This is a genomic window from Thermanaerothrix solaris (assembly GCF_032334255.1).
GTDB lineage: Bacteria > Chloroflexota > Anaerolineae > Anaerolineales > Anaerolineaceae > Thermanaerothrix > Thermanaerothrix solaris.
This window is the reverse complement of record NZ_JAUHMF010000002.1, coordinates 1,116,803-1,143,788: the sequence shown is the minus strand read 5'-3', so window position 1 is coordinate 1,143,788 and position 26,986 is coordinate 1,116,803. Positions and strand designations below refer to the sequence as shown.

24 protein-coding genes and 1 pseudogene are annotated in these 26,986 nt (G+C 52.4%); 5 read left to right on the top strand and 20 right to left on the bottom strand.

Annotated features, from left to right (window positions below):
• The first annotated feature begins 102 nt into the window (after positions 1 to 102).
• Positions 103 to 1,104: a lysylphosphatidylglycerol synthase transmembrane domain-containing protein gene (locus QYE77_RS13520; RefSeq protein ID WP_315625963.1), complete on the top strand. Its 1,002-nt coding sequence runs from the start codon at positions 103 to 105 to the stop codon at positions 1,102 to 1,104.
• Between the two features lie 4 nt (positions 1,105 to 1,108).
• Here the strand turns inward: QYE77_RS13520 and uvrC are convergent, their stop codons facing one another.
• The 4 genes from uvrC to QYE77_RS13500 are packed head-to-tail and all read right to left on the bottom strand — an operon-like array spanning position 1,109 to position 6,802.
• Positions 1,109 to 2,971 carry an excinuclease ABC subunit UvrC gene (gene uvrC, locus QYE77_RS13515; protein ID WP_315626135.1) on the bottom strand — a complete coding sequence of 621 codons (1,863 nt, stop codon included), beginning with the start codon at positions 2,969 to 2,971 and terminating at the stop codon, positions 1,109 to 1,111.
• A gap of 46 nt (positions 2,972 to 3,017) precedes the next feature.
• Positions 3,018 to 4,667, bottom strand: a complete 1,650-nt coding sequence (gene ggt / locus QYE77_RS13510; protein WP_315625962.1) for a gamma-glutamyltransferase — start codon at positions 4,665 to 4,667, stop codon at positions 3,018 to 3,020.
• A 21-nt stretch (positions 4,668 to 4,688) separates the two neighbouring features.
• Complete coding sequence (selD, locus tag QYE77_RS13505; RefSeq protein WP_315625961.1) at positions 4,689 to 5,747, bottom strand: selenide, water dikinase SelD; 1,059 nt, start codon at positions 5,745 to 5,747, stop codon at positions 4,689 to 4,691.
• Between the two features lie 8 nt (positions 5,748 to 5,755).
• Positions 5,756 to 6,802, bottom strand: a complete 1,047-nt coding sequence (locus QYE77_RS13500; protein WP_315625960.1) for a prohibitin family protein — start codon at positions 6,800 to 6,802, stop codon at positions 5,756 to 5,758.
• A 186-nt stretch (positions 6,803 to 6,988) separates the two neighbouring features.
• Here QYE77_RS13500 and QYE77_RS13495 point away from each other — a divergent pair, with 186 nt between their 5' ends.
• Positions 6,989 to 7,858 carry an MBL fold metallo-hydrolase gene (locus tag QYE77_RS13495; RefSeq protein WP_315625959.1) on the top strand — a complete coding sequence of 290 codons (870 nt, stop codon included), beginning with the start codon at positions 6,989 to 6,991 and terminating at the stop codon, positions 7,856 to 7,858.
• Between the two features lie 7 nt (positions 7,859 to 7,865).
• Here the strand turns inward: QYE77_RS13495 and QYE77_RS13490 are convergent, their stop codons facing one another.
• From QYE77_RS13490 to QYE77_RS13420, 15 genes and pseudogenes are all read right to left on the bottom strand, one after another.
• The gene (locus tag QYE77_RS13490) at positions 7,866 to 8,579 is read right to left on the bottom strand and encodes a glycerol-3-phosphate acyltransferase (protein ID WP_315625958.1); all 714 of its coding nucleotides are present in this window, start codon (positions 8,577 to 8,579) and stop codon (positions 7,866 to 7,868) included.
• 44 nt (positions 8,580 to 8,623) lie between these two features.
• The gene (locus tag QYE77_RS13485) at positions 8,624 to 9,040 is read right to left on the bottom strand and encodes a M67 family metallopeptidase (RefSeq protein ID WP_315625957.1); all 417 of its coding nucleotides are present in this window, start codon (positions 9,038 to 9,040) and stop codon (positions 8,624 to 8,626) included.
• Positions 9,040 to 9,900: a DUF5656 family protein gene (locus QYE77_RS13480; RefSeq protein ID WP_315625956.1), complete on the bottom strand. Its 861-nt coding sequence runs from the start codon at positions 9,898 to 9,900 to the stop codon at positions 9,040 to 9,042. The genes QYE77_RS13485 and QYE77_RS13480 overlap by 1 nt, the downstream gene beginning before the upstream one ends.
• 15 nt (positions 9,901 to 9,915) lie before the next feature.
• Positions 9,916 to 11,247 (bottom strand): thymidine phosphorylase, encoded by a 1,332-nt coding sequence (locus QYE77_RS13475; RefSeq protein WP_315625955.1) that lies wholly within the window; start codon positions 11,245 to 11,247, stop codon positions 9,916 to 9,918.
• Between the two features lie 22 nt (positions 11,248 to 11,269).
• Positions 11,270 to 12,430 carry a glycosyltransferase gene (locus QYE77_RS13470; RefSeq protein WP_315625954.1) on the bottom strand — a complete coding sequence of 387 codons (1,161 nt, stop codon included), beginning with the start codon at positions 12,428 to 12,430 and terminating at the stop codon, positions 11,270 to 11,272.
• 48 nt (positions 12,431 to 12,478) lie between these two features.
• Positions 12,479 to 13,252 carry an RNA-binding cell elongation regulator Jag/EloR gene (jag, locus tag QYE77_RS13465; RefSeq protein ID WP_315625953.1) on the bottom strand — a complete coding sequence of 258 codons (774 nt, stop codon included), beginning with the start codon at positions 13,250 to 13,252 and terminating at the stop codon, positions 12,479 to 12,481.
• 32 nt (positions 13,253 to 13,284) lie between these two features.
• Positions 13,285 to 14,082, bottom strand: coding sequence for a YidC/Oxa1 family membrane protein insertase (locus tag QYE77_RS13460; RefSeq protein WP_315625952.1), 798 nt, complete (start codon positions 14,080 to 14,082; stop codon positions 13,285 to 13,287).
• A gap of 18 nt (positions 14,083 to 14,100) precedes the next feature.
• Complete coding sequence (locus QYE77_RS13455; RefSeq protein WP_315625951.1) at positions 14,101 to 15,162, bottom strand: outer membrane protein assembly factor BamB family protein; 1,062 nt, start codon at positions 15,160 to 15,162, stop codon at positions 14,101 to 14,103.
• A 34-nt stretch (positions 15,163 to 15,196) separates the two neighbouring features.
• Positions 15,197 to 15,409: pseudogene (gene yidD / locus QYE77_RS13450) on the bottom strand (membrane protein insertion efficiency factor YidD); the annotation flags it as partial.
• Between the two features lie 37 nt (positions 15,410 to 15,446).
• The gene (rnpA, locus tag QYE77_RS13445) at positions 15,447 to 15,833 is read right to left on the bottom strand and encodes a ribonuclease P protein component (protein WP_315625950.1); all 387 of its coding nucleotides are present in this window, start codon (positions 15,831 to 15,833) and stop codon (positions 15,447 to 15,449) included.
• A 61-nt stretch (positions 15,834 to 15,894) separates the two neighbouring features.
• A complete protein-coding gene (gene rpmH, locus QYE77_RS13440) occupies positions 15,895 to 16,065 on the bottom strand; it encodes a 50S ribosomal protein L34 (RefSeq protein ID WP_299027293.1) in 171 nt (56 codons plus the stop codon).
• Between the two features lie 115 nt (positions 16,066 to 16,180).
• A complete protein-coding gene (locus QYE77_RS13435; protein ID WP_315625948.1) occupies positions 16,181 to 16,801 on the bottom strand; it encodes a glycerol-3-phosphate acyltransferase in 621 nt (206 codons plus the stop codon).
• 65 nt (positions 16,802 to 16,866) lie between these two features.
• Entirely contained in the window at positions 16,867 to 17,541 is a 675-nt protein-coding gene (locus QYE77_RS13430; RefSeq protein ID WP_315625947.1) for a potassium channel family protein, read from the bottom strand.
• A 4-nt stretch (positions 17,542 to 17,545) separates the two neighbouring features.
• On the bottom strand, positions 17,546 to 18,202 hold the full coding sequence (locus tag QYE77_RS13425; protein ID WP_315625946.1) for a potassium channel family protein: 657 nt from the start codon (positions 18,200 to 18,202) through the stop codon (positions 17,546 to 17,548).
• A gap of 25 nt (positions 18,203 to 18,227) precedes the next feature.
• Positions 18,228 to 20,168, bottom strand: coding sequence for an APC family permease (locus tag QYE77_RS13420; protein WP_315625945.1), 1,941 nt, complete (start codon positions 20,166 to 20,168; stop codon positions 18,228 to 18,230).
• Positions 20,169 to 20,386: 218 nt separating this feature from the next.
• Between QYE77_RS13420 and QYE77_RS13415 the strand changes: the two genes are divergently transcribed.
• The 3 genes from QYE77_RS13415 to QYE77_RS13405 are packed head-to-tail and all read left to right on the top strand — an operon-like array spanning position 20,387 to position 25,788.
• Positions 20,387 to 23,551: a response regulator gene (locus QYE77_RS13415; protein ID WP_315625944.1), complete on the top strand. Its 3,165-nt coding sequence runs from the start codon at positions 20,387 to 20,389 to the stop codon at positions 23,549 to 23,551.
• 6 nt (positions 23,552 to 23,557) lie between these two features.
• Positions 23,558 to 24,802 carry a response regulator gene (locus QYE77_RS13410; RefSeq protein ID WP_315625943.1) on the top strand — a complete coding sequence of 415 codons (1,245 nt, stop codon included), beginning with the start codon at positions 23,558 to 23,560 and terminating at the stop codon, positions 24,800 to 24,802.
• Between the two features lie 26 nt (positions 24,803 to 24,828).
• Complete coding sequence (locus QYE77_RS13405; RefSeq protein WP_315625942.1) at positions 24,829 to 25,788, top strand: L-lactate dehydrogenase; 960 nt, start codon at positions 24,829 to 24,831, stop codon at positions 25,786 to 25,788.
• 149 nt (positions 25,789 to 25,937) lie between these two features.
• On the opposite strand, the gene QYE77_RS13400 is transcribed toward QYE77_RS13405, so the two are convergent.
• Positions 25,938 to 26,942 (bottom strand): CHAD domain-containing protein, encoded by a 1,005-nt coding sequence (locus QYE77_RS13400; protein ID WP_315625940.1) that lies wholly within the window; start codon positions 26,940 to 26,942, stop codon positions 25,938 to 25,940.
• Positions 26,943 to 26,986: the final 44 nt, after the last annotated feature.

Sequence of the window (26,986 nt, the reverse complement as noted above, 5' to 3'; positions counted from 1 at the left end):
ATCTCCTCCTTTTCTCTCCGATTGGGGAATTCTAAAACTGGATGAGGGTTGAAATTATTATACCATCCCTGTCTCTACCACCCAGCAGGTATAATACGGCAGATGACGAACAAGCCGCTATCCATTCGCACCTTGTGGCGACGCTTAGGACTGGGCTTAGTCCTGGGGTTTCTGGTGATCTTGGGGCTAGCCTTGTTCGGTGATATTCGCCAAGTCATTCAAACGGCCCAAACGTTTGAGTGGCGCGTTTATCCACTCGCTTTAGGACTGACCTTATTCAACTACACCTTGCGCTTCATAAAGTGGCATTATTACCTTCATCAAATGGGGGTCTCCAACCTGCCCTGGTATTGCAGCCTGCGCCTCTTTGTCGCCGGTTTTCCTCTGGCTGTTACCCCGGGTAAGGTGGGAGAAGCACTTAAAGCCGTTTGGGTGAATCAGAAAAGTGGTCTCCCCATCCCTCAGGGCATCTCGGTCGTCCTTGCCGAGCGCATTAGCGATGGTTTGGCTGTGCTGATTCTTTCGAGCTCCGGTGTCTTCGCCTACCCCCAATATTGGCCAGCCTTCGCTACAATTACTCTGCTTTTGGTGACTGGAGTAATTCTCTCTCAGATTCGCCCTTTGATCTTGGGAGTTCTCAACCTCATAAATCGGCTGCATTGGTTAAATCGCATAGTCCATCCGTTGCGCCAATTCTATGAGGGTGCATTTCTTCTCTTCCGACCCCAAGCAACGTTCATCGCGGTCTCACTGGGCAGCATTTCCTGGCTTGGTGAAGGTATTGGTTTTTATATCATCCTGACCGGTTTGGGGTTACCGGCCACTACTCACACTGCGGGTTTAGCCATCTTTATTCTAGCGTTCTCCACAGTCATCGGTGCAGTATCCACCTTACCCGGGGGATTGGGCGCTGCCGAAGCCTCTATCGCAGGGATGTTAGTGTTGCTCGCGCATATCCCTCATGCCCAGGCAGCAGCAGCTACGCTCTTAATCCGTTTGGCTACTTTATGGTTTGGGGTAACCCTTGGATTAATCACCTGGGGCATTTCCCCTGATCTTCTAGGCCTAAAAACACAACCCACCTTTTCCCTCGAGCGCGAATAAATCCTTACTCCAAATGAGCCCGTAGGGCCTGGGCTATCTCCGGCGTAATTCCTTTGACGCTGGTCAGTTCCTCGATACTGGCTTGACGAATCGCATCCAGGCTGCCAAAGCGCTGCAATAATGCCTTACGCCGCGCCGGGCCGATTCCAGGGATTGCATCCAAACGCGAAGCTAGCCCGGCTTTCGTGCGGCGGTTACGGTGCGCAGTAATCGCAAAGCGATGGGCTTCATCCCGAATCCGTTGCAGCAAATATAAACCCTGGGAATGACGCGGAAGCATGAGCGAATCCTTGCGCCCCGGAAGAAACAGCTCCTCCTGTTGTTTGGCCAACCCCGCCACTGCAACCTTATCCTGCAAACCAAAGCGTTCGAGCACACTGACCGCACGGCTTAATTGCCCCTTACCCCCGTCCACAATTAAAAGATCTGGTAACAACCCAAAAGCCGGATCGGGTTTGCCTCCGGGCTGTTGGGCTTGTTCTTGAGCGGCCAAATAGCGACGGAAGCGGCGGGTAAGCACTTCTTCCATACTGGCAAAGTCATCCGGGCCACTCACAGTCTGTATGTTGAAGCGACGGTAATAGGCTTTCTTTGGCACCCCCTGCTCAAAAACCACCATACTTCCCACCGCATAAGTGCCCTGTGTGTTGGAAATATCATAGCATTCAATGCGATTAGGCGGGTAAGGCAAACCCAATACCTGTTGCAATTCGCTCAGGGCCTGGCTCTGGCGATTCCTATTTGTTTCCCACTGGGTGCGCAACGCTCGTAAGGTCTCAACAGCATTCTCCGCTGCCATCTCTACCAATTCTTGCGAAATCCCTTGTCGCGGCACCACCAATTCAACCTTGGGCCCTCCCCGCCGATCCCGCAGCCACTGCTGGATAATATTTGCCTCCTCAATCTCATGAGGGAGCAACACCTGGGAGGGAATACTCGCGGCCTCGGCGTAAAACTGCTTGATAAACTCGGCCAACACCTCGGTATCTTCACTATCTTGGGCCCCCTCTAAAATGAAGTATTCACGTCCGATCAACTTGCCGTTACGAATGAAGAACACTTGCACACACGCCTCGCCATCATCCCGCGCCATGGCGATCACATCTGAATCTAGTTGCTCAGTGGTAATGACTTTTTGTTTTTCCACCACGCGTTCGATCGCCAAAATTTGATCCCGCAACGCCGCCGCACGCTCAAAATTCAGCGCCTCGGCGGCTTCTTCCATCTCTTGGCGCAATCGTGTCACAATGGGTTCGGTACGACCTTCCAGGAACTGACACAGATCATCTATCATCTGGCGGTAATGCTGGCGGTCAATAGCCCCAATACAAGGGGCTGCACACAGTTTGATGTCATAATAAAGACAAGCCCGCTCGTCTTTTCCAGTGATCTTGCGATCACATGTGAGGTAAGGGAACAGACGCCGTAGCACGTCTAAGGTCTGGTGGACAGCCCACACACTGGTATAAGGCCCAAAATAGCGGGAGCCATCCTCCACCATTTGACGGGTTACGGTCACCTTTGGGAAATCATCCGCCCAATGAACTTTAATATAGGGATAGCGCTTATCATCCTTGAGCCGCACATTGTAGCGTGGGCGGTATTTCTTAATCAGGTTCATCTCAAGGATCAGTGCTTCCAGTTCTGATCCCACCACTATCCATTCAATGTCCGCAATTTGTTGCACCATACGCCGCACTTTGGGCGGATGCGTTGCTGGGCCATGGAAATAGGAACGCACGCGGTTCCGTAGATTAATCGCTTTGCCCACATATATCACCTCACCAGCGGCGTTCTTCATGATGTAACACCCTGGCTTGGTGGGAATTGTCTCTAAAATGCCCTGAATATGTTCGCTCAGCGCCATCATGGCATAATTTTAACGCCCCCATCTCCACAAGGGAATGGGCAGGTCAGATTTGAGCCAGCGCACACCCATCCGCCCGTGGATCACTCCCGCCCCACAATACCCCGCTTTCACGGTCGCGCAGGATAATCTGCCCACGTCCAAAAAGCGCTCGCTCCATCCCGCTAATACGCTCAATCGGATGGCCCATTGCCGATAGAGATTCCAGGGTCTGCTTAGGGATGCCTTCCTCTAAAGCCACACGGCCACCAGGCTCTTGGACTTGCACACAGAAACGAGGCCGATCTAAAGCACTTTGAGGGTCCAACCCATCATCCACCAGAGCAGTGATCACCTGCACATGACCCTGTGGCTGCATATACCCACCCATAACGCCTACTGCGGCAAATAGGGCGTCATCTTCCGCATGGGTAACCAAGGCTGGAATTATGGTGTGATAGGGACGTTTGCCGGGCTGAAGCGCGTTGGGGTGAGTTGGGTCAAGGCTGAAGTTGAGTCCCCGGTTTTGCAGACTAAAGCCACAGCCGCGCGGAACGATGCCGGTGCCAAATCCCATATAGTTGCTGTTCACCATTGAACACGCGTTGCCCATCTCATCCACCACACAAAAATACACCGTGTCTGAGCCCTTCAAGGGTTCGCCAGGGCTCACTTGCATTAAGGCCTGCTGGGGATGGATTGATGCGCGTCGTTCCGCCGCATAGGTCTCACTCAAGAGGGCTTCTACCGGTAAATCAACCCATGCCGGATCAGCAATAAAACGAAAGGCATCGGCAAAGGCTAAACGCAACGCTTCGATTTCGAGATGCAGGCGTTGCGCCGAAAGCGGTTCTAAGGCTGCAAGGTCAAACCCTTTCAAGATATTCAGCGCCAATAACGCCGTGAGTCCTTGTCCGTTTGGGGGGCACTCCCAAACCTTAAGATGGTGATAGGTCACAGAAAGTGGTTTATCCCAGGTACTGGAATGCTCAGCGAGGTCTTCCAACGTTAGGCACCCCCCTGCCTCTTGAACCGTGTCTACGATGGCCTCAGCAATAGGGCCTTCATAAAAGGCTTTTTTGCCTTTTAAAGCAATTTGCTGGAGTACACCTGCCAGGTTTGGGTTACGAAACACCTCGCCGGCCCGCGGTGCGCGCCCCTCGATGAGCAGTTCGCCGCCGTTCAAGGCGTGACGCAGCTGCACCTCTGCACCTCGTTGCCAAAAATGGGCAGTAAGTGGTGCCACCGCAAACCCTCGTTCGGCCAGTTCGATTGATGGTTCAAGTATGGCGGCGAGGCTCAATCGTCCAAACCTCTCCGCCAAGTCGCACCAGCCGGCGCAAGCCCCCGGCACGGTGATTGTATAAGGGTGAAATGGCGGCAACTCCGTGCTAAAACCCTCTCGGTGCAAGCGTTCTAGCGTTAACGCGCGGGGAGCACGCCCGGAACCATTCAGAGCATAAACCTGCCGCGTGCTCGCCTCGTAATAGAGCGCAAAACAATCACCCCCTAACCCGGTCGAACCAGGCTCGGTCACTGCCAATACCGCCGCCATTGCCACCGCCGCATCTGCAGCGTTGCCGCCTTGCTCCAACATCTGGATCCCCGCGGCAACCGCCAGGGGCTGTGACGCAGCTGCCATCCCGCGAGTGCCCACGACCACAGACCGCCGCGAGGGGTAAGGCATGAATTCATTTAGCGAAGAAAAATTCCCCATACCATTAACCGCCCCAGGCGCTTACAGAACTTCAATGCCTTGCCCTTCAACAACTTCGCCGATGATCCACAATGGTTGCCCTTGCGTCTCTGCCTGGGTAAGAAGAAACTCCAATTTCTGTTTGGGCACGGCCATCAGTAATCCACCACTGGTTTGGGGGTCAAAAAGCAGCATTTGGGCAGCCTCATCCAATGTGGGGGCAAAACGCACATGCGCGCCGAAATAAAGGCGATTGTCCGATGCACCACCCGGGAACGTCCACTGCTCGGCGTAAGCGCGTGCCCCTTTGAGAAAGGGGATCTTGTCATAGTAAATGCGCAGTCCGACCCGGCTGGCATCCGCCATTTCCAGCCCATGCCCCAGCAAACTGAACCCAGTGACATCCGTAGCGGCTTTCAGGCCAACCTGACGTCCGATTTCGGCAGCATGGCGATTCAAACGCATCATCCAAGTTACTGCTTCTTCCACATCTTCGGGTTGGGCTAAGTCACGTTTTAGCGCCGTCGTCGTTACACCAAAACCCAGGGGCTTGCTCAATACCAATACATCTCCAGGACGCGCCCCGCTTTTGGTGAACATCTGCTGTGGGTTAACCCAACCCAATACGACTAAACCATATTTCGGTTCCTTATCCTGGATGGTGTGTCCACCCGCGATAACCACCCCAGCCTCACGCGCCTTCTCGGCCCCACCGCGTAGGATCTCGCTCAGCAGGTCATGGGGCAGGTTAGGCGGCAATGCCGCAATGTTCAACGCCAGAAACGGCACACCTCCCATGGCATACACATCCGAGAGGCTATTGGCCGCCGCAATTGCACCATAGGCGTAAGGATCGTCCACAATGGGGGTGAAGAAATCTGTAGTTACGACAATGGCGTGCGTTTCATCAACCCGCCAAACCGCTGCATCATCGGGGGGTTCCAAACCGACCACGAGATTGGGATAATCCCGTGGGTTAAAAACCTCTTTGAGAGGGCGCAACACGTGCGCCAGCGCTTCTGCGCTTAACTTGGAGGCTCAACCCGCACAAGTGGCAAGACTGGTCAAGCGAATCTGACGCCCCGAGGGAGGATTGACCATATGTCACCTCATGGAACGGGTGTAACTTGAGGTTGTGGCGTCGGCGTGGTTGATGTTGGCAACGGTAAGATGAACGGTGCGTTGCTGGGCAACAATAGGGCTTGAATATTCGGTGAAAGTTTTGTGACGTAAAGATAGTTAAGCAATTCGGGATCTTCGCGCAAGGCTTCTGCAATGACCTTAAGTGCTTCGGCTTCTGCCTTAGCCTGGATAATGCGTGCCTCAGCCTGGCCCTTGGCTTCGATAACCGCCGCATCGGCCTTACCCTGCGCTATTTGGCGCGCTTGTTCCGCTTCTTGCTTTTTCTGTTCAACGATGAATCGCGCTTGCTGCGCCTGCTGCTCGGCAATCTGCTTCTGTTCCACTGAAGCCGCGTACTCAGGCGAGAACGTCACATTGCGCAGGACAAAATCCACCAGCACCAGACCATTCTCTTCTAGCTTCTGCGCCAGAGTGGTCCGGATACGATCCACCAACTCAAACCGCTTGCCGCTTACCACCTCTTCAACCCCGTATTGGGAAACTGCATCGCGTACGATGCCCCGCGCCAGCGGGCGCACCAAGTCCTGAGCATAACGGTCCTGCCACTTAATATGTACCTGTACTACTTTTTGGGGGTCTACTGCAAAGATCACCGAGGCGTCCACAAAAATTTCCTGCCCATCTGCTGTGCGCGCGGCAATCGAATCATCTCCCACAATATCGCCCTCACTGGCAACTTTGGACATCGTGTACGTTTGATTTGAGATCGGGTAACGAACCACATACTCCGCAAATGGAATCACCCACCGCAGACCCGGCTCTAGGGCCTGATCACGGTAGCCTTTGGGAGAAATGGCAGAAATAACCACCCCCCGCTCCTGAGGCTCAATAAAAACTAACCCTGCCGCGATCAGACTTGAGACCACCGCAATTATTGCCGTGACCAAAATCATGGAGCCCGCTTTACGCAAAGGCCGATTTTGCGCAGCACGCACAATACTTAAAACCACAAGAGCAATTAAGAGCAGCCAAACGAGTGACGCGAATCCTTGTAATAAACTGGCGATGTTCATGGTTATCCTCCGCAGAATGCCATCAGGCTAATTATAGCCAAATTCTTAAACTACCGGAGTGGATCAAACCCCAATGGCAATTTTTTGACATTTGCCCGCGTTTATGCTATTGTTAATGCCGTGCCCCCTTTTTACCCAAAAGTCGTCAGTAGGGGACGCACTCTAATCTTCTCCGCAGGTGTAAGCATGCAACGCGAACGCATCTCCGAAAACGTTTACTGGTTCCAAAGCGACATCTACGCCCAGGTTACCGCCGGCGCCGTAACCGGCCCTCACTGGGCGGTATTAATTGACACCCTGGCGCTTCCGGAAGAGACCCTTGCTATGCGCGCCTTTATTGAAGAACAATTGGGCGTGCCGGTACGCTACATTATCAACACCCATTATCACGCTGATCATGCCTGGGGAAACGGTTTTTTCCCTGGGGCTACGGTCATCAGCCACACGCTCTGCCGTCAACTGCTTGAACAGCGCGGCCCTGCCGCCCTTGAGTCGGCCCGCCGCCAAAATGCCGCCTTCAAGCAAGTCAAACTAATCCTGCCCCACCTCACCTTTGAGCACGGCTCTCTTTCCCTACGGGTGGGCAAGAAAAATCTGGTGCTCTTTCCTACGCCCGGGCACAGTGCTGATGGCATCTCGGTGTTAGTGGAGGAAGATCGCGTGCTTTTTGCCGGCGACGCATTCTTACCCCTACCCTATTTTGTGGATGGTGATCTAGACACCCTTGCAGATACTATCCGCGCCATTGGGAAAATGGGGTTGGAAAACATCGTCCAAGGTCACGGTGATATTATTTTGCGCGGAGAAATAGACGAAGCCGTGCGCGAAAACCTGGTCTACCTGAGCGCCGTGCGCAAAGCTGTGCGTGCTGCGCTCAAACGACGCAACCCGCAGGAAATCCTGGACACCATTGATATCGAATCCTGCGGAAAGAGTCATGTCTATCTCGGTGGGTTAGCCCGTGAACTCCACCGCCGCAACGTGCGTTACTTATATCGTTTACTCAGCCGTGAAGAAGGGACACCGGTTTCCCAATCCGCTCCCGCCAGCGACTAAACAGACTTCACGGCATCGCATTCTGGTTACCGGAATTCATCGAAGAGCCACCGCGCTGTCCGTGGCGTTTTTGGAGATAGGCTCTCAGCCCTACAGCGCGTTCAGTCCCTCGTCGCAAGCGCTCAAGGTTAGGTCGCAGGGCATATAACACTACCCCCAGGACGGCTACCCCATAAAGGACATAAATCCACGTCGCCTCGCCCTGAAGCGCCCGAACCGTGAACACCACCGTGGTGACCACCGCAACGCTAATCGTGGTTACCGAAGCATAACCCATAAAAAGATATACCAGCACACCAATTGGAAGGATATACATCCATATGGGAGGCCATATGGCAATGGCGCCGCCAAATGCGGTTGCTCCCCCCGCGCCACCCTTGAAACGGATCCCGCCTTGCTCGCGTTTTTCGATCAGAAACACCGAATAATTGTGACCAACAACAGCCAGCAGTGCCGAACCCACTAAAACCCAGGGATTTTCAGGCACCAGCGCTCGTGCTATCCATCCTGTTGCCACCCCCTTCAGCACATCCAAAATGGCTGTAATGGCCCCGGCTAGCCATCCTGCCGCACGCATGACATTTGTTCCCCCAGTGCGACCACTCCCAATACGGCGTACATCTTGACGCCGCGCCACCCATACCACGATCAACCCAAAAGGAATGGCTCCAACCAGGTATGATCCTAACAGACTGAGCAGAATCTTCACGACTTCTGACATTATTGTTTACCTCCTCTTTTCCAAACCCGAACTCCTCTTTAAAGTTACTCTTTTTCTATAACTACATCAACCTCACGAAAGGCGTGATGCTCCGTGTCAATTTCAAAAGCACGCAGTTGCCAATCCTTACCTTGGGGTGAAAGAATCACCATCAGACTTTCCGGGTAAGCGAACTCGTTCAAATCCGTCTCGGAGGGCACTGCAGGCCCATGGGGATGCGAATGAAAAATCCCTACTAACTCCAACCCTTCTTCTTCCAGCGCCTCTAATGCCTTTAGAAGTTCAGTGGGCTCCATATAAAAGCGTACCGGGCTGTGGAGACGATTGGTCACTGGAATAATGCGCTTTACAATAGAGCCACACCCCCCTAGCAAGCCACAGGCTTCTTCAGGAACGCAATGCACAACATGCTCTAATATTATCGCCTTCTGCTTGGCGGATAAACGCAAAGACCGTTCCATCAGCGTTCAAGAACAACCGCTAATAACAGCAAAACCGATAACATGACCACCGGCTCCACCCACGCACTACGCCAGGGACGTCCCTCCTCAAGCGCCCCTGCCAGGCTGGTCAAAGCGTAAGCCAAACCTGTTAAAGTTAACCCATAGGACAAGGGTTTTAGGGGAAGGTAATGGAGACCAGTAGAAATTTGAACCATCAATAGCCCTACCACTGCTGCCCATTCCCAAGCCCACCGTTCGGTCAAACGCAAGGAGAGATGCCGCAAAACAATCAGCATAATGGCGGGCACCAGCACCAACCATTGAAGATACAAGCGCGTACCGGTGGCACGCAGAGTCACCGCAAGAATTAAAAAGAGGGCAAAAGAGGCCGCGGTAAGGGTAATATAGGCCCAAAACTGCCCTGCCCCGACACGTCCTGCCGCTACATACTCAGCAGCCATAACCGCAATTAACAACCCGCTACCTAACCCAAAGATCAGCCACCACTGAAGTCCTACCTGAAGCGTCCCCAATGGAACACTCAGAGCCCAAGCCACCAGCGCCGGTAGCGGCCAATGTACCACACGGGAGCGTAAGGGTAAAGGGTCTTCGCGCTCTTGTAAAATCCAATCCATACCGCTTATGACCAACAACGTTACCCAAACGGCCGGCAGACTGGAAAGAGAAACCGGCAAAATAAGGAGGAAACCGGGTAATGACAAGACGGGCGACTCTAACGGGGGGTGCAGGAAGGGCAAAGCAGCATATCCCAAACAAATTACGGCAGCCACCTGACTGAGGTGCGTTATTGGGATACGCTCCCCCTCGGTATCGGTTACGTGTATTCCTTCAGAACGAGGTTTGCCCTCTTGCACCATGGTACGTATGATTGTTTACGATTTCTCTTCTTCAACCGGAAGGTCACCCACCACCCCATAGAAGAGTGGCAAAGGCTTCACCGGCTGATCACTCCACTGGCACGCTGTAAGCAGTTGTTCTCCCGCCACGGCAACGTGATCAGAATGGTTGGCGTGGATGACAAACAAAGGCTCTCCCAATGCAACGAAATCTCCCACCTTGCGCAACACCTCTATCCCTACCGCATGATCAATCGGGTCGCCTTTTTTAGCCCGCCCTGCACCAAGGAATAGAGCTGTTTCGCCTACCCGTTGAGCATCTACCTGGCTCAGGTAGCCGCTTTTGGGCGATTTCACCGTCTCGATATATTTGGCCTGAGGGAGAAGTTCCGGGTGATCCACCTGTTCAACATCCCCTCCCTGCGCTTTGACTAAGGTGCGGAATTTCTCCCAGGCTCGGCGCTCCTGGATCGCTTCTTCCGCCATCTGACGGGCTTGATCTAAATCTTTGGCTTTACCGCCAAGCACCAGCATATAACTAGCCACCACCAGGCAGTGCTCGATAAAATCAGCAGGTCCATCTCCGTGCAGAGTTCTGATGGCTTCTTTAACCTCCAAGGCATTTCCTACTGCCCTTCCCAGGGGTTGATTCATATCACTGAGTAGCGCAATCACACGTCGTCCACTTAATTTTCCTATTGCCACCATCAATTCGGCCAAGCGGCGCGCCTCATCCAGGGTACGCATGAACGCCCCTTTGCCTACTTTTACATCTAACACGATCGCCTGCGCGCCCGCCGCAATCTTTTTACTCATGATTGAGGAAGCAATCAAAGGAATAGATGGCACAGTTCCCGTAACATCGCGTAAAGCATAAAGAATGCCATCCGCAGGCGCCAGGTTCGCCGTTTGGGCACTCAAAACAATCCCATAGGTTTTCAGGTTGAAAAGAAACTCTTCTACACTGAGGGTAGCCCGAAATCCGCGAATGGACTCCATTTTATCTATTGTGCCTCCGCTAAAACCCAACCCACGCCCGGACATTTTCCCAACTGGTAGACCACAAGCCGCCACAGTGGGTTCGACCACCAAGGTTGTCTTATCCCCTACCCCACCGGTAGAGTGTTTATCTACCGCCACGGGCACAATTTGACTTAAGTCTAAAACCTCGCCGGAGTAGGCCATCGCTAAGGTCAGGTCAGTTGTTTCTTGCTCGGTCATTCCCCGAAGCATCACGGCCATCGCCCAGGCCGCGACCTGATAGTCCGGGATCTCGCCCGAAACCATCCCACGGATGAAAAACTCTATTTCCTCCCGGCTAAGTTCCAGCCCATCTCGTTTTTTGATAATGATGTCTACCGCTCGCACGTGAAACCCTCCACGTCAAAGATCATAACCAACGAATGCGCGGCTTGACCAATCGCCGCCCCTTCCAGGCTGAAACACCTCGCAAGGTAAGTATGCATGAGTATAAACCAATTAGGACGCTTATGCCTATGGTAAAAGGATAGAAGAGTGTAAGGTAAACAGGGATCCTCAAACGGGCATAAATAAGTCCAAAGAGCGTTAATGAGGTTAGCACGGCCTCCAAGGCCTTTTGCAGACTAAACACCGAAGGAATACCCAACCCATACATCCCGATCACCACCCACGGTTGGAGAAAGACCCACCCTAACCAGCCCAAGACGAAAAGGAACGGTAACACCCGATAATTGAAAACCGCAAATAAATTTTTTGCAAAACCCGCAAACACCTCACGCCAAGAGCGATACATTCGACAACGCACCAATTCACCTCCATCCATCAAGCGCCATCGAAAGCCCGCTCTGACGGTATTGCGACCTAACGCTAAATCATCCACAACGATACTTCGAATCGCCGCATGCCCACCAATGGCAAAATAAGTTTGTCGCCGAATCAACAAAAACTGACCAATCGTGAAGGATAAATCTGCCCACCGAAGACGAAATGCCAGCCCCAACGGATAAAACGCCAGCATTGCCCATAGGAAAAAGGGCTGAATCAGGCGTTCGCCCCATGTCTGCATAACCTCATAAGGAACTAGCGAGAGCAAATCAATCTGGTCCAATTCAAAGGTCGCCACGGCTTTTTGCACAGCAGACGGGGCAAGAGTTGTATCCGCATCCAGGAACAGTAGGATCTCCGCCTTAGTGGCTTCGGCCAATTGTTGACAAGCCCAATGTTTTCCTAACCATCCTTCCGGCAAGGGCAACCCGCGCAGGTAGTGAAAGCGGCTGTCCTTAGCGGCAAACTGCGTGGCTATCTCTCCCGTTCCATCGTTAGAGTCATCATCCAACACCCACACTTCTAACGCGCCGGGATAGTCCTGCTGAGACACACTCTCTAAACATTGGGGAAGGTTATGCGCTTCATTTCGCGCTGGAATTAACACAGCCACTTGCGGCCAATGGGAAATACGAAAAGACGCAAAGGGCCGTTTGAAGAACCACAGATTGGAACACGCAATCGCCAGAAGCACCAGCAGAAAAAGCAAAATACCATCCTGAGGATCACTCCAATGAAACGTCATCGTGGCTCCATAAGTTAAAACCTCCCCGTCGGGGGAGGTTTGTTGTCACTAAGGTCGTCTGGAGTGACGCTTGGGCACAATCGTGACCTTACGATTGGGCTCCTCGCCAATGCTTTCGGTCACCACGTCCGGATGATCACGCAGTTCCAGATGAATGATACGGCGTTCGTTCGCCGGCATAGGTTCCAGCACCTGCCGCCGTCCGGTGAGCACGGCCTGTTCAGCCATTCGCCGCGCCAGGATACGCAACTGCCGTTCACGCCGGGCACGATATCCCTGTACGTCAATAATGAGCGGCACCCAAACCCCCATTTCGCGGCTCACAATCAAACTGCTGATATACTGCAATGCATTCAGCGTCTCCGAACGGCGCCCGATTAAAATGCTCAAATCATCCCCTTGAACTTCGACCCAAACCGCAGGTTGAGCATTCTCTTCTTGTGGGGGTTGAATGCGAACCCGCAATCGTGCCTGTACTTTCATCTTTTCAAGCAATTCACCAACAACCCGTTGTGCCACCTCAAGGGCTTTTTGTTCATCCCATTGTCCCAAGGGCATTCCTGCCTCAGTCGGGTATTCCTCTTCTAGAGTACCAGCCCCACTGACGTCTGACCGAACAGAGGCCTGAGCCTCGCCGGCCGCCTTGACCGAGAGTTTCACCCTCGCTTGGCGGCTGCCGATTCCCAGAAAACCCCGACTACCCGGATCCAATACTTCCACCTCCACCTGCTCCTGGGAAAGCCCTAATTGACTCAATCCACGCGCAATGGCTTCCTCAACGGTCGGTGCAATGACCTCCAGAGTCGTTCGCTCTTGTTTCATAAGACCGCCTCATTATGGTGATATTTCACGTTTTATTTTTTCGCCCCCGCTTTAGAGGGTTTTTCGCTGGCCCGCTTGGGGAGGATATTTTGCCAATTCAGTTGTCCCAACAGCGCATATTGGAGGATACCAATAAGGTTAGAGACGACAAAATAAAGCGCCAGCCCCGATGCTAAAGTCAAAGCCAGATAGCCCATTAGAAATGGCATGTAGAGATTCATCATATTTGAGAACATCGCCGACTGATCCTTGGGATTCGCACTTGGCGGTGTCATCAATTTACCCTGTAAATATGTGGTCACAGTCACTACAACCGCCAACACCGGTATACCGACCGGTAAAAACGGCAACACCAAACGCTCGGGTAGCCCTAAATCCATCCATAGAAATTGACTATTTAATGGAATAAGGGCTTCAACCTTAAGCAGAGCCGGGTATATGTGGCGAATTAGATTCAGAAGTTCGATCGGAGTGCTTGCCAATGCGATAATCAGGCTCTGATACAAGCCGATGATGATCGGGAATTGGATCAGTGTCGGCAAACAGGATGCAAAGGGGTTGATACCCAATTCGCGATAAAGCGCCATTTGCTCCTGCGCCAACTTCTCACGATCGTTTTTGTATTTCTCTTGAATTTTGAGCCACTTTTCATTCTTTTGTAGTTCCTGCATGGCCTTCGCACCCTTGATCTGCTTAACCATCAAGGGATGCGTGATCAGGCGAATCAGCAACGTAAAGAGAATGATCGCCAGACCAAAATTCTGGCCTACCAGGTTGTAAATAAACAACAATACATTGACAAAAGGCGTAATAATCAACGCGTCCCACATAACTTTTACCCATCCTACCTATTTTGGAGGCTCAAACGCCCAGGCTTGTTGCCCGCCAGCGGTCAATGCCTGAACCAAGACTTTGCCCTGGGCAATACCAACCAGCAAATGGCTATTGGCAACCACAGGACCATTATAAAGTTTACCCTCGAGGGTAACCTTCCATTTCTGGTTGCCATCTTCACTATACGCGACCACCTTCCCATTCTCTGTGGTAAAGACCACCTCTCCATCCAACCAGGTTGGGGCACCGGTAAGCGGCTCACCCAGATTATTTTCCCAGACAACCGTACCATCCTGGGCCGAGATCGCATACACCTTGCCCCCCAAATCCCCCAGGTAAAGCCGATCACCCTGAAGTAAAGGCTGCGACCAGAAGTTGTTCTCAAAGGCCTTCTGCCAAATGATGCTTCCATCCTCAGCCCGAATGGCCAGGACGTTGCGAGCCAAGGTCGAGATATAGATGATCCCCTCGTCACTCAATACCGGGGAGTAAATTACCGCCCCCCCGAGGTCCCGCGCCCATATCTTTTGCCCGGTAGAAGGATCCAATGCATAGAGAAAATGATCCATCGAGGCCTGGTAGATTCTCCGACCATCACTCACTGGTTGTGACCAAAGGGCTTTTGAAGCCTTAAATTTCCAAAGCAGGTTACCTTGGAGATCTAACGCATACAAATGGTGATCGGCATTCGGCGCATAAATGCGCGAATCCAAAACCAGTGGGCTGGCTATCCAACGCCCTTGAGCCCCGGTGAACGTCCATTGTTCCTGGCCGGTTTGGGGATCCAGACTATGAAGAACGGCTAGATAATCCCCTACCACTAAATGCCCGTCTGCAATCGCCGGAGCGGCAAAGAAAAGTCGCTGCCCTTCAGCCTTCTCCGGAAAGCGCCAGAGCATGCTACCATCACTAACGCGGAGCGCATAGACGTGATTTCCATAAGCAACATAGGCTGTTTCTTCCACCACGGTTACTCCCGGCCAGGAAGAAGACGCCAGGGTTCCTGCGCATCCCCCCAACAACAACGCAATGAGCACCACATTCACAAACCAGAAAATTTTTGACCGACGCTTCATGGATGTTATCCCTACATTACCTCAAGAAGAATCATGGTACCGGGTCATAACCACCCGGATTAAATGGATTGCAGCGCAAAACCCGCCATACCGCCAATGCTGTTCCCTTAATAACCCCATGCTTATAAATCGCCTGATACCCATAATGGGAACAGGTGGGGTAAAAACGACAGGTGTTGGGAGGTAGGGCAGGTGAAACAAGCAGTTGATAGAGTCGGATCAAAGCCAACAACAACCAACGTGGCAGTGTAAAAAGATTCAGCGGTAAATCCCGCAAGCGGGGTTCATTCGGATAATCGCTCATGACTTGTTTCAACTGATTCTTGCACAGCCAATGCCTGCCACAGGCCACCCCGACGGAGCAAATACTCCATCGTTTCTAAAAGCGTTCCAAAGGGCGCTTCAATCACGCCTGGGCGGGCATACACGATCACGTCCCATCCTGGTTGAACATGTGGGAAAAGCTGCTCGACGCAAGCCCTCAATCGTCGTTTGGCGCGATTGCGTCGAACAGCCCTGCCCACACTGCGCCCGGCTACGACCGCAACTCGTGAATATGGCAAACCATTGGGAACAAACGCTAGCGCCATCAGCGGATGCCCAAGAGATTTTCCCTCGGCTCGAACGCGTCTGAAATCGTTGGCGCGTTTCAATCGGTATTTGCGTTTCACCCATACACCCGTTCACATATGGTGCAAGCCGGGCAAGGAACCACCCAGTTCCAATCAATGACTACCACCGAATCTTTTTAACGTGCTCGTTCATGGTGACTGTAACGCGATAGCGTCCTTTGAGACGGCGCCGCTTCAGCACCTTTCGTCCATCTGCCGTGGCCATGCGAGCGCGGAAACCATGCACCCTCACCCGGCGACGAATTTTGGGTTGATAAGTTCGCTTCGGCATTGCTATATCACCTCACATCTTTTTGTTTGGCTCAACTCAGCAAAGTTGAATTATACCCTAAATTTTAGAGATAAATCCTTTAGACGTTTTCTTCAGCCCGCCAATGATAGAGGGGTCACACCTTCGGTAGATGGCATTGAGTCTCCTCATAGGTATTAGCCTGAGCCTGCACCCAGGCACGGTGCGAGCGGTCAATCACATATTTCTTTAGAGGGATAGTAAGGACCATGGTAACTGAAGCAAAAATGACCGCTGGCGGTTCTTTAAGTACCAATGCAAATGAGATCAATAAGCCGATCCCCACGCCAACACTAAGATCAAGATGGTGCGAAAACGCATAAACCATTAAAAATGCCACCAATGCTCCCAGGAATTCTGCCGGTAAGAAGATAAACAAAATACCTAAAATGGTGGCTAGTCCCTGACCGCCGCGGAAACCCACAAACACCGGAAAGTCATGCCCCAACACTGCACAGCCAGCCGCCAGCAACTGCCATTCGAGCGAAAAGCCTAATGCTCGGGCCAGTATTACCGCTAAGATGCCTTTGTTAAAATCTACCGTGAACACAATAAGACCGTAACGCCAACCCATTACCTGGGCCACGTTACGCGATCCCATATTGCCATCCCCCAAATAACGAATGTCTTTACCCAGCACTGCTCGCGAGAGCAGCACTGCTGTGGGGATAGAGCCTATCAAATACGCCACCACCAGCAAAATTACCCTGGCCACCATGACAACCTCCTCAACTTATAAATTTAATCCCAGCCAGGGGAATGTCAACCTATTGCCTTAATGGTTCAGGTTTCTTCCGGCGGCGAGAGTAACTCGGCTAACTGTTTAGCGCCTTCATGATCTATCACTGCCAGGATCTCATCCCCGGGTTCAATGGCCGTCACTCCACGCGGCACAATAACTTCCCCGTTGCGAATGATGGCTGCAATGACACAATGTTCTGGAAGTTTCAAATCCTTTATCGGGATTCCAATGACCTTTGCACCGGGTAAAATCTTTTCCTCCACTAACGAGTAATGCCCGCGACGCAACTTCAACAGCGTTAGCATATCCCCTAATGACATTTCCTCTTCAATAATCGCGGCCATGATCTCAGCCTGATTTACGGCCACATCCACGTGGAATTTCTCATCAAACAACCAGGCATTGTGAGGATTGTTGATCCGGGCAATTGTGCGCGGCACCTGATAGCGGCAACGGGCAAAGTAACATAACGTCAGGTTCACCTCATCCGATTGAGTGCAAGCCGCCAGCACATCGGCTTCCCGGATTCCGGCCTGTTCCAACACCCAAGGTTCAATCGGATTCCCCTCGTAGACCACCTCAGTGGGTAATTCGCGATGGATGCGCGCTAAAACCTCTTTGCGATGTTCGATCAAATGCACTTTATGACTCTGGCTAACCAAGATACGCGCCAATTGCGCCCCAGTACGACCACCACCCGCGATGATGACAAACATAGCCTCACCTCGTCCCTTCTTGCAATGCCTTACGTAGAGCCGTAATCCCTTCAAACGTTGCTCCAACCACCAACACATCACCGGTCATCAAAGCAAACTCCGGTGCCGGTAAAAACGCCCTACCGGCTCGGCTGAGCGCCACCAGGATACATTCCTTAGAAGGTACAAGTTCCTTAATCGGATAACCGTTCCACGCTTCGGGAATATCCACCTCGTAAATTTCCACCTCGCCATTACCGGCAGAAAACACAGCCCGGATATCACCGCCGGCGATTAATTCTTCAATGCGCTGTGCCCCCCACGACGTCGAACTCACCGTCTGTAAGCCAAACGCCTCAAAAATCGGGCGGAAGTGAGGGTCATAGTTACGCACCACCACATGCGGGACGTGATATACCGAACGCGCAATGTGCCCTACCACGGCATTCAACGGATCAGAATTGGTCACCGCCGCCAGCGCATGGGCTTTTTCAATACCTGCCCGCAACAGCACATCCTGCCCCATCGCATCGCCCTCGTGCAGCCGTCCACTAAAATCCGGGGGCAAATTGTTGAAAGCCTGCGGGTTGGAATCCACGACGGCCACTTCGTGGCCGGACTTGAACAAACGATAGGCCAATTGTGAACCCAACCGACCACATCCTACGACAATGATATCCATAAGAGTCTAAACCTCCCTGGGAACGTCAATCAATTTGATAGGGCACACTCGTGATGACCAAATCCTTGTGAAAGAGCAACGCCGCACGCAACGTCACCGCTGCTCGGGCGTGCAAAATGCCGCTCCACCAGTGATGGGAGACAAATTCCGGCACCACCACGGTGATAACTTCGTTGGGTTGGCGCTGGCGATGGACCTCGTCAATGTATTCCAACAAGGGCTCAATGTAGAGACGGTAGGGAGAATCCAACACTACCAAGCGCACGCCATCGCCCCATACTTCCCACTTGCGGCGTACTTTTTCAGCCTCTTCTGGATCTATAGATACGTGCACGGCAGTAATGTCATCCGAGAGCGTCCGCGCATACCGTAATGCCGCCAAAGTTCCGCGGTGAACGCCAGAGATAGGCAAAATAATACGATGGCGCGCAATACGCGGCGGTGCTCCATAATGCTCCAACGAGAGGCGTTGTGCCACGTGATGGTAATGAGTCTCAATCGCGGTAAACATCGCCACCAGGCTGGGAATCACCAGCACCACAATCCACGCCCCATCGGCAAACTTCGTCACCGCAAAGATGATCATCACCACCCCGGTGCAAAGCGCCCCAAACCCATTGATGAGCATCTTGATCTGCCAAGCAGGATCATAACGCAGCGTAGAACTGCGTTCCTGAATTTCCTCACCTGGCTTGAGGTGTCCTACCTTCCACCAACGATGCGCCATGCCCGCCTGGGAGAGGGTGAACGATAGGAACACACCAATTGCGTAAAGCGGGATCAAACGTGTCACGCTAGCGTTAAACACAATAATGAGCAGAGAGGCAAGGACGGCTAAGGTGACAATACCACGTGAATACACTAGACGACTGCCACGAAAGGTCATTTGGCGCGGCAAAAGGCTATCTTTTGCCATAAAGGCGCTGAGACGTGGAAAATCGGCGAAGGCCGTGTTAGCCGCCAAGATCAAGATGACCGTCGTAGCGGTGATGGTTGCAAAGTAAAAGAAACCACGTTCTCCATAAGCCGTACGCGCTAATTGAGAAATAACCGTCTCAATTTCAGAGGGCACGGCTTGAATGTGAGCGCTTAGGAACGAAATTCCCAATAAAAGTGACCCCAAAATGGTGGACATGATGATCAGGGTAATACCCGCGTTGTGAGAACGTGGCTCTTTAAAGGCAGGGATGCCGTTAGATATCGCTTCAACCCCGGTGAGCGCTGCCGTTCCACTTGCAAAAGCACGCAATAGAAGGAAAATCGAGAAGCCTTCCCCTAAATGTAAAACCTCAAGCGGGGGCGGATTCTGAACCACGCCTAATGACCCTGTGAAATAGCGAAATAAGCCTACCCCGACTGTTAGATACATAGTTACGATAAAGTAGTACGTGGGGATAGCAAAGGTTGCCCCAGACTCTTTTACTCCCCTCAGGTTAATCAACATAATAAAAAGGATAAAACCCACTGAGATCCAAACCCGCCAGGGGAAAAGTACCGGATAGGCGGAAACAATTTGGGCCACCCCAGAGGAAACCGAAACCGCAACCGTGAGGATATAGTCAGTCAATAAGGCTGCACCAGCGACACGCGCCGGCCATGTACCCAGGTTCTCACGAGAGACAATGTAAGCACCACCACCATTGGGATAGGCGTGGATGGTTTGCTCATACGAAAGGGTAACAATGGCCAAGAGGATAACAATCGCCAGGGAGAGCGGGAAGACATAACCATAGGCCGTCGTCCCCAGTACAGCCAGGATGACCAACATTTCCTGGGTCGCATAAGCGGTCGAGGACAGGGCATCCGAGGCAAAGACCGCTAAACCGATGAACTTGCCGATTGTCTGATGGGGAGCATCAGCGGTGGGAAGAGGACGACCGATCAGCCAGGTGCGCCAGGAACGCGGCGGTTTATATTCTGTCTCGCGGTGCACAATCGTCGTACTACCACGACCTTCAATATTCATAGAAAACCCTTCAGGCCTCCTACTTTTACGATCCGACAAAGCCCTGGATTATACAAGCAATTGATTGCCGCGTCAATTATAATATGAGAAGATCAAAGACGATTCTCGCCACTGCCATAGCATCCTCCGGGGGTTGACACTACACCATCTATCTTTCCCCCTTTCAACCAACATGAAAGATTGCCTTTTGCAAGCCCAGTTTTCCATCCATACTGGCCATGGTACCTTTTACCCCTCCCTCACCTACCCGCTCACAGCCTCCTCAGTACTCGGCCTGGCTATCACGGTGGCTCCAAGTCACTGGTTGGCTAATCTTAACCCTCCCCATCCTAGTCACTTGGCTCGTGCTAGCGCTGCGTCGCCTTTCCTTTGACCTCTCCGCCTTTATCCAAATCCAAATCCAAACACCCTGGCTTTGGCTTATAGATGCCGTTGCTCTGGTCATAAGTATGACCTTATTCAAGGCCGGTCATGATCTTGACCGCTTGAACCATCATACCCGCGCCCTCCTCACCGCCCTTAATGAAAGAACGGCGGAATTGCACACCACGAAAGAGCAAGCTCAACGTGAAATCCTAGAACGCCATCAAGCCGAAACCATTATCAGCCGTGCCAAACGCGAATGGGAAACCACCTTCGATGCCATCCCCGATCCGATTATCCTGACCGATTCGAATGGAAAAATTATCCGCTGTAACCAAGCCACATCTGTCCGGCTCAAGCAACCCTATACAACCATCATTGGGCAGGTGATGGACGCCTATTTTCCTGGGGTCATTGAAGCGTTTCGCAATCCCAGATCCTCTCATCTGCCCCTCTCAATGCCCTCCCAATATGGCTGGTTTGAAGTGACCGCGCATCCCTTTCAACTCGAAGACAACACCCAGGGGCAGGTGTTTATCTTCCGCGATATCGAGCAACACCGCCGTGCCGAAGCCGAAATACAACGCCAGAAGCAGTACTTTGAGGGCATCTTCCAAAACAGCCCGGTTGCCATTGTTACTCTAGCCTTAGACAGCACCGTGGTCGCATGCAATCCCGCCTTCGAGCGCCTATTCGGCTATACGCAGACTGAAGTGTTGGGAGGCCATCTGGATCACCTGATCACCCCGGAGACCCATCGGCACACCCCTCAAGAGTTCAACCGTAGCATGCAACGCGGTGAAGTGTATCACAGCGTATCGCGCTGTGTTACTAAGAACGGGCAACTGATAGATGTGGAGATTTTCGGCGTTCCGGTCATCGTCCACGGTCAAACATTGGGGTTTCTCGCCCTTTATCACAATATTACCGAACTGGTGCGCGCCCGTCGCAAGGCCGAAGAAGCCGACTTGGCAAAAAGTGAGTTCCTGGCTAACATGAGCCATGAAATTCGTACGCCATTAAACGGCATTATCGGCATGCTCAACCTGGCACTGGAAAGCGACCTTTCCCCCGAGCAGGCCGAATATTTACGCGCCGCACTAGAAAGTGCCGAGAATCTTCTTACCCTGCTTAACGATATCCTGGATCTTTCCAAAATCGAAGCCGGGCGGATGGAGTTGGAAATTGCCGATTTTAATCTCCGCACTGTTATGGAGGGTGTGGCAAGCACTTTAGCCCAACGTGCCGCCAGCAAAAATCTGGAACTGATTTGCCACATTCCCCCCGATGTGCCCACGTTATTACGAGGGGATGCCAACCGCTTGCGCCAAGTTTTGACCAATCTGGTGGGTAATGCGGTTAAGTTCACCGAGCAGGGGGAAGTTGTCCTTCGCGCTAAGCGAATCTCCGAATCTCGCACTCACGTGACTCTCACATTCTCAGTCCAAGATACCGGGATTGGCATTCCTCCTGAACGTCAGGCCGCGATATTCGAACGCTTCACCCAGGCCGACATGTCCACCACGCGGCGTTATGGAGGCACCGGTTTGGGCTTAGCCATCTCGTCTCAACTTGTTGAACTAATGGGAGGCAAGATATCCCTTATCAGTGAACCTAACCGAGGCAGTCTATTTTCCTTTAACTTGACCCTGCCCAAGCAGGATATAGCCCATGAGCTACCTCCTCCGGCGCTAACGGCTTTGCCACCGCAGCGTCTCCTGGTTATCGAGGGCAATACTCACAACCGCCTGCTCCTTTCGGAGATCATCGGCGCCCTTGGCTGGCAAATCACCACCGCCCGCAATCCCGAAGAAGGGCTACGCCTCTTGAACGAAAGGAATCAAGATCAGGTTCCTTATAACCTTTTATTACTGGATACACGCTTCCTAGAAGCCGAGGGTGAGGGCTTAATCGCTCGCCTGCGTGAGACCCAAGCCTCATCTTATCTTCCAATTATTTTGGTCACACCGTTGAACCGCACGTATACCCGTGCCCAGGTGCAAGAGTTACACTGTCAGGCACAATTACTAAAACCTATCCGCCTTCAAGCGCTTTATCAGGTATTGCTCTCCCTACTAACCCAACAGTCCATGGCAACACCATCCACCTCCACAGCCATTCGTCCCCCGTCTCCATCTGAACGGAAACTCATCCTCCTAGTCGAAGATAACCCCATAAACGCGAAAGTCGTCGTTAACCTACTGACGAAGGCAGGATATCAAGTGGATACCGCCGAAAATGGTGTCCAGGCCCTGGACGCTATCCGCCATAAAACATACGACCTGATCCTCATGGACGTGCAAATGCCGATCATGGATGGCTATGAGGCTACGCTGCAAATTCGCGCCCACGAGGGAAACACCCGCCATACACCTATTATCGCCATGACTGCCCACGCTTTTCGCGAAGATGTCCAACGCTGCCTGGCTTGTGGCATGGATGATTATCTTGCCAAACCTATAAGACCCCCGCAGCTCTACGATACCATTTTGCGCTGGCTCTACCCTGATCGCGCCGAGAGGCTACAAAGCATGGAAACTCCTGTTCCCATTTCACCATCTCCTCAACACATTGCCCCGGATGCACTCCGCTCGCCATCCCCTCTTCCATCGCAAATTATGGAAACACCCAACAGTCGCCGCTTCCCCTTAGGTCATCCCAATTACCTGGAAACCATTCTTCCCCGTTTCGGTCATGAACCCGCCTTCTTAATTGAAATGTTTGAAGCCTTTGTCGAACAAACGGCACAAAAAGTCAAAGAACTTCGATACGCGGCACAGAAGAACGATGCTGCCACCCTCAGATTATTAGCCCATAACCTCAAGGGCGTTGCCGCCAACTTTGAAGCCACTAGCCTGGTGGGATACTGCACCCAATTAGAGCAAATGGCTCGTCAAAGTCGCCTCCAGGACGCTCCGGCTCTCGTTGAAGCCATTGCTGAAACATTACCAGAATTGCGCCATTATCTGTCTGAATTAAAAACAACCTTACAGGTTTCACCCCCAGAATCGGAAGGATAACCAAATATGCCCACCGTGCTGTTGATCGAAGATGAAATTATCTACCACCGCATGTTAGAACATGCACTACGTCCGCTTGGCTTCGTCGTTTACGCTGAACTCACAGGTGGTGAGGGCTTAGAAGCCGCTCAAGTGGTCAATCCCGACATCATCATCACCGACATAAATCTACCCGACATTTCCGGCTATGAAGTGACTAAGCGCCTGCGCCGAAATCCTCGCTTTGCCCATGTCCCAATCATTATTCTAACCAGTCAGACCACCCTGCAAGACAAACTGGCTTCGTTTGAAGCCGGCGCCGATGACCATATCAATAAACCTTTTGAACCCGAGGAGTTGATTGCCCGCATGCGGGTGTTGCTACGACGGGCGGAACTATTGCGGCAGGCTCTACCCGCCGGTGCTGTTCAAGCCCCACCCAAACAAGCCCGCTTGATCGCCGTGCATACCCTGCGGGGTGGAATCGGCGCCTCACTCTTAGCCGTCAATCTGGCGATTGGATTAAAGGGATTATGGAACGTCCCCACCCTATTGCTTGACTTGGCTATGCTGGCCGGGCAAGATGCCCTATTGCTCAATCTTCCCCTGCGCCGCACCTGGGGTGACCTGGCCAACATAACACCTCAAGACCTGGATCTGGAACTACTGCAATCCATTATTGTGACCCATGAAAGCGGGGTTGACCTGATCGCTGCTCCCACTACCCCCACCCAGGCCGAGATGATCTCTAACGAAACGCTTTCCAGAGCACTGGAAATTCTCCGCCCCAACTATGACTACATTGTGACCGATTTACCCCATGATTTTAATGATGTTACCCTGCAAATTTTGGACGCGGCGGATGTAATTATCATGCTGGTAGCGCCCGAACTTTCGTCCATCCGCGCTGCTGCAGCTGCCTTAGACACTTACACCAAACTCAACTATGAAAGAGATAAAATTAAGCTTGTGCTCAACTATACCTTCCCGCGCTACGCCTTGCCCCGTGATAAGATTGAGGTGGCGCTGGGGCATCCCATTACTCTGGTCTTGCCCTATGTCCCCGACCTATTGATCCAATCGGTGAACCTGGGTAAACCCATTCTCTACTATCAACCGGAGGAAAGGTTCAGCGAGTTACTTGAGGATTTTGCTTTTTACCTCAGTACCCCTGAGCACAAAAAGGTTCAACCCAGCATGCCCACCATTGCATGGAAGCGTGTCTATAATCGTTTTCTTAAAGCGCGCAAAACCGCCGAACGCAACCGTTAATCTTAATTGACCAAAGGAGGATCATCATGGTATCCCACTTCAAACGCCCTACCCGAATCGCTATCGTGGGCACCGGCAACGTCGGTGCCACCTTTGCCTACGCTCTGCTCTTAAGTGGACTCGCCTCAGAGATTGTCTTGATTGATGCCAACCGCGCAAAAGCGGAAGGCGAGGCGATGGATCTAAACCATGCCGTGCCTTTGTTACCTCAACCGGCGCGCGTCTGGGCGGGCACTTACGAGGACTGCGCCACAGCGCTGATCACCGTTGTGACCGCTGGTGCGGCTCAACGGCCTGGAGAAACACGGCTCGATCTGGTCCACCGCAATGTTGCCATTTTCAAGCAAATCATTCCCGAAATTGTGCGCCATAACCCAAACACTATCTTGCTGATCGCTACCAATCCGGTGGATATCCTCACCTACGTTGCGCTGAAACTTTCGGGGTTGCGTAAAAATCACGTGATTGGTTCCGGTACAGTTCTGGATACGGCGCGCTTCCGCTACTTACTGAGCCAGCATTTCGACGTTGATCCTCGGAGTGTTCACGCCTACATCATCGGGGAGCATGGCGATAGCGAGGTTCCGGTATGGTCATTGGCCAATATCGCCGGGATGCGTCTACCCCAGTACTGTTCGATGAACCAAATGGAATGCCAGCCCTCCATCCTTGAGGATATCTTCCAACAAACCCGCGATGCGGCATATCACATTATTGAGCGCAAGGGAGCAACCTACTATGCTATCGCCTCAGGACTGGTGCGCATTTGCGAATCCATCATTCGCGATCAAGGTAGCGTTCTTTCAGTCTCCAGTTATCTCGAAGATTACTACGGAATCAGCGATATTTGCCTGAGCCTCCCCACAGTGATAGATCTGGATGGCGTTGAACGGGTGATTCGCCTTGACCTCAGCCCCGAGGAAGTCGAGGGACTGCGCAAGTCGGCTGAGGTCTTAAAGGGCATCATTAGCACCCTTGACCTTTAAGGACTGGGGCACAACTCATCTTGAGCGCTGGCTGGTAATAGCATGCAGCCAGCGCTCGCTTGGCTTTTATAACTGAGCGGCTGGCTAGGTTTTGCCGCTTGTCCTACCATAAGGGTAATACAATGGGCGAATTCAATTCCAAAAAAATTTTATCCTTTAGCCGTGGAATCGCCCACCTGGGGTACGCTCATCACGCCTCTATCAGACATGCGATCAAGCCACTCTGAGAGGCTGTCCCAAACTCGCGCGTTTTGCCAGCCTCGCCACGTCTCTTGAAAGTGGGTATAAGCACGGTGGCGTTCGGCACGACAATGATCTTGGAATGTCGTTAACCCCGGCTGTAATCGGGCAAACGGACGGGCGTGTCCGTAATAGGATAACGTACGTTCGTATTCCTGAATTGAGAACTCGGGCAAATAGAGCAACCAAACATCCAGATCATGCACCGCGCCCAATAGTTCCTGGCATGTCCGAGCCGCTTGAATATACGGCTTGAGCGATTCTCCGTAAAGAGAACTAAAGGCTTCCAAAGTATAGCGCAAATGTTTCGCCCGAATCCGCATCAGGTGTAGTTCATTGACGCATTCGGGACGCTCCACATAAGCCTGAAGCGCAAGAAAATCTGACAGGCGCTCGTGAATAGACTGCCGCGCCAATTCTGATAAACCAGCATCTGCAACCAACGGCCAGGCCATCCCCTTTACCATAGCCGCCAAGGGGACTAAAACCTCACGCATTTCATCGGCTACTCCGCTCTGTTCAAACAACGCCAGAGCATCAAGCACCTCTGCCTGCAGTGCCGTGCGCTGTTGCTTAAGGCGTAGTAATAAGCGTGCTATGCCTGGGCGCTCTCTTTTTCCCACCTCTTGCAAGAAATTTTTAACCCGTTCAATGTGGATATCGGTATCTCGGGCACGCCCCAAAGCGCGTCCGAGTTTGCGGAAGGCTCGTCGCCAGCGTTTATAGCGTTTAGGCGCAAGATATGGGCCAAAGACGGGCAATAAACTGCGTAAACGACGGCAGGCAACTCGCATGCGGTGCACCGGCTCGATATCCGTATTCTCACGCACGCCTTCAATCTCCCCCACTAGCCCTTTCAAATGCTTCAGTAAAATTTCACTGCCGTATCCGCGCAGTAACCAGGTTTCTGGCATTTCGCCCTCGACCCTCCACCCTTGCCCCAACCATAAGCGCCCTG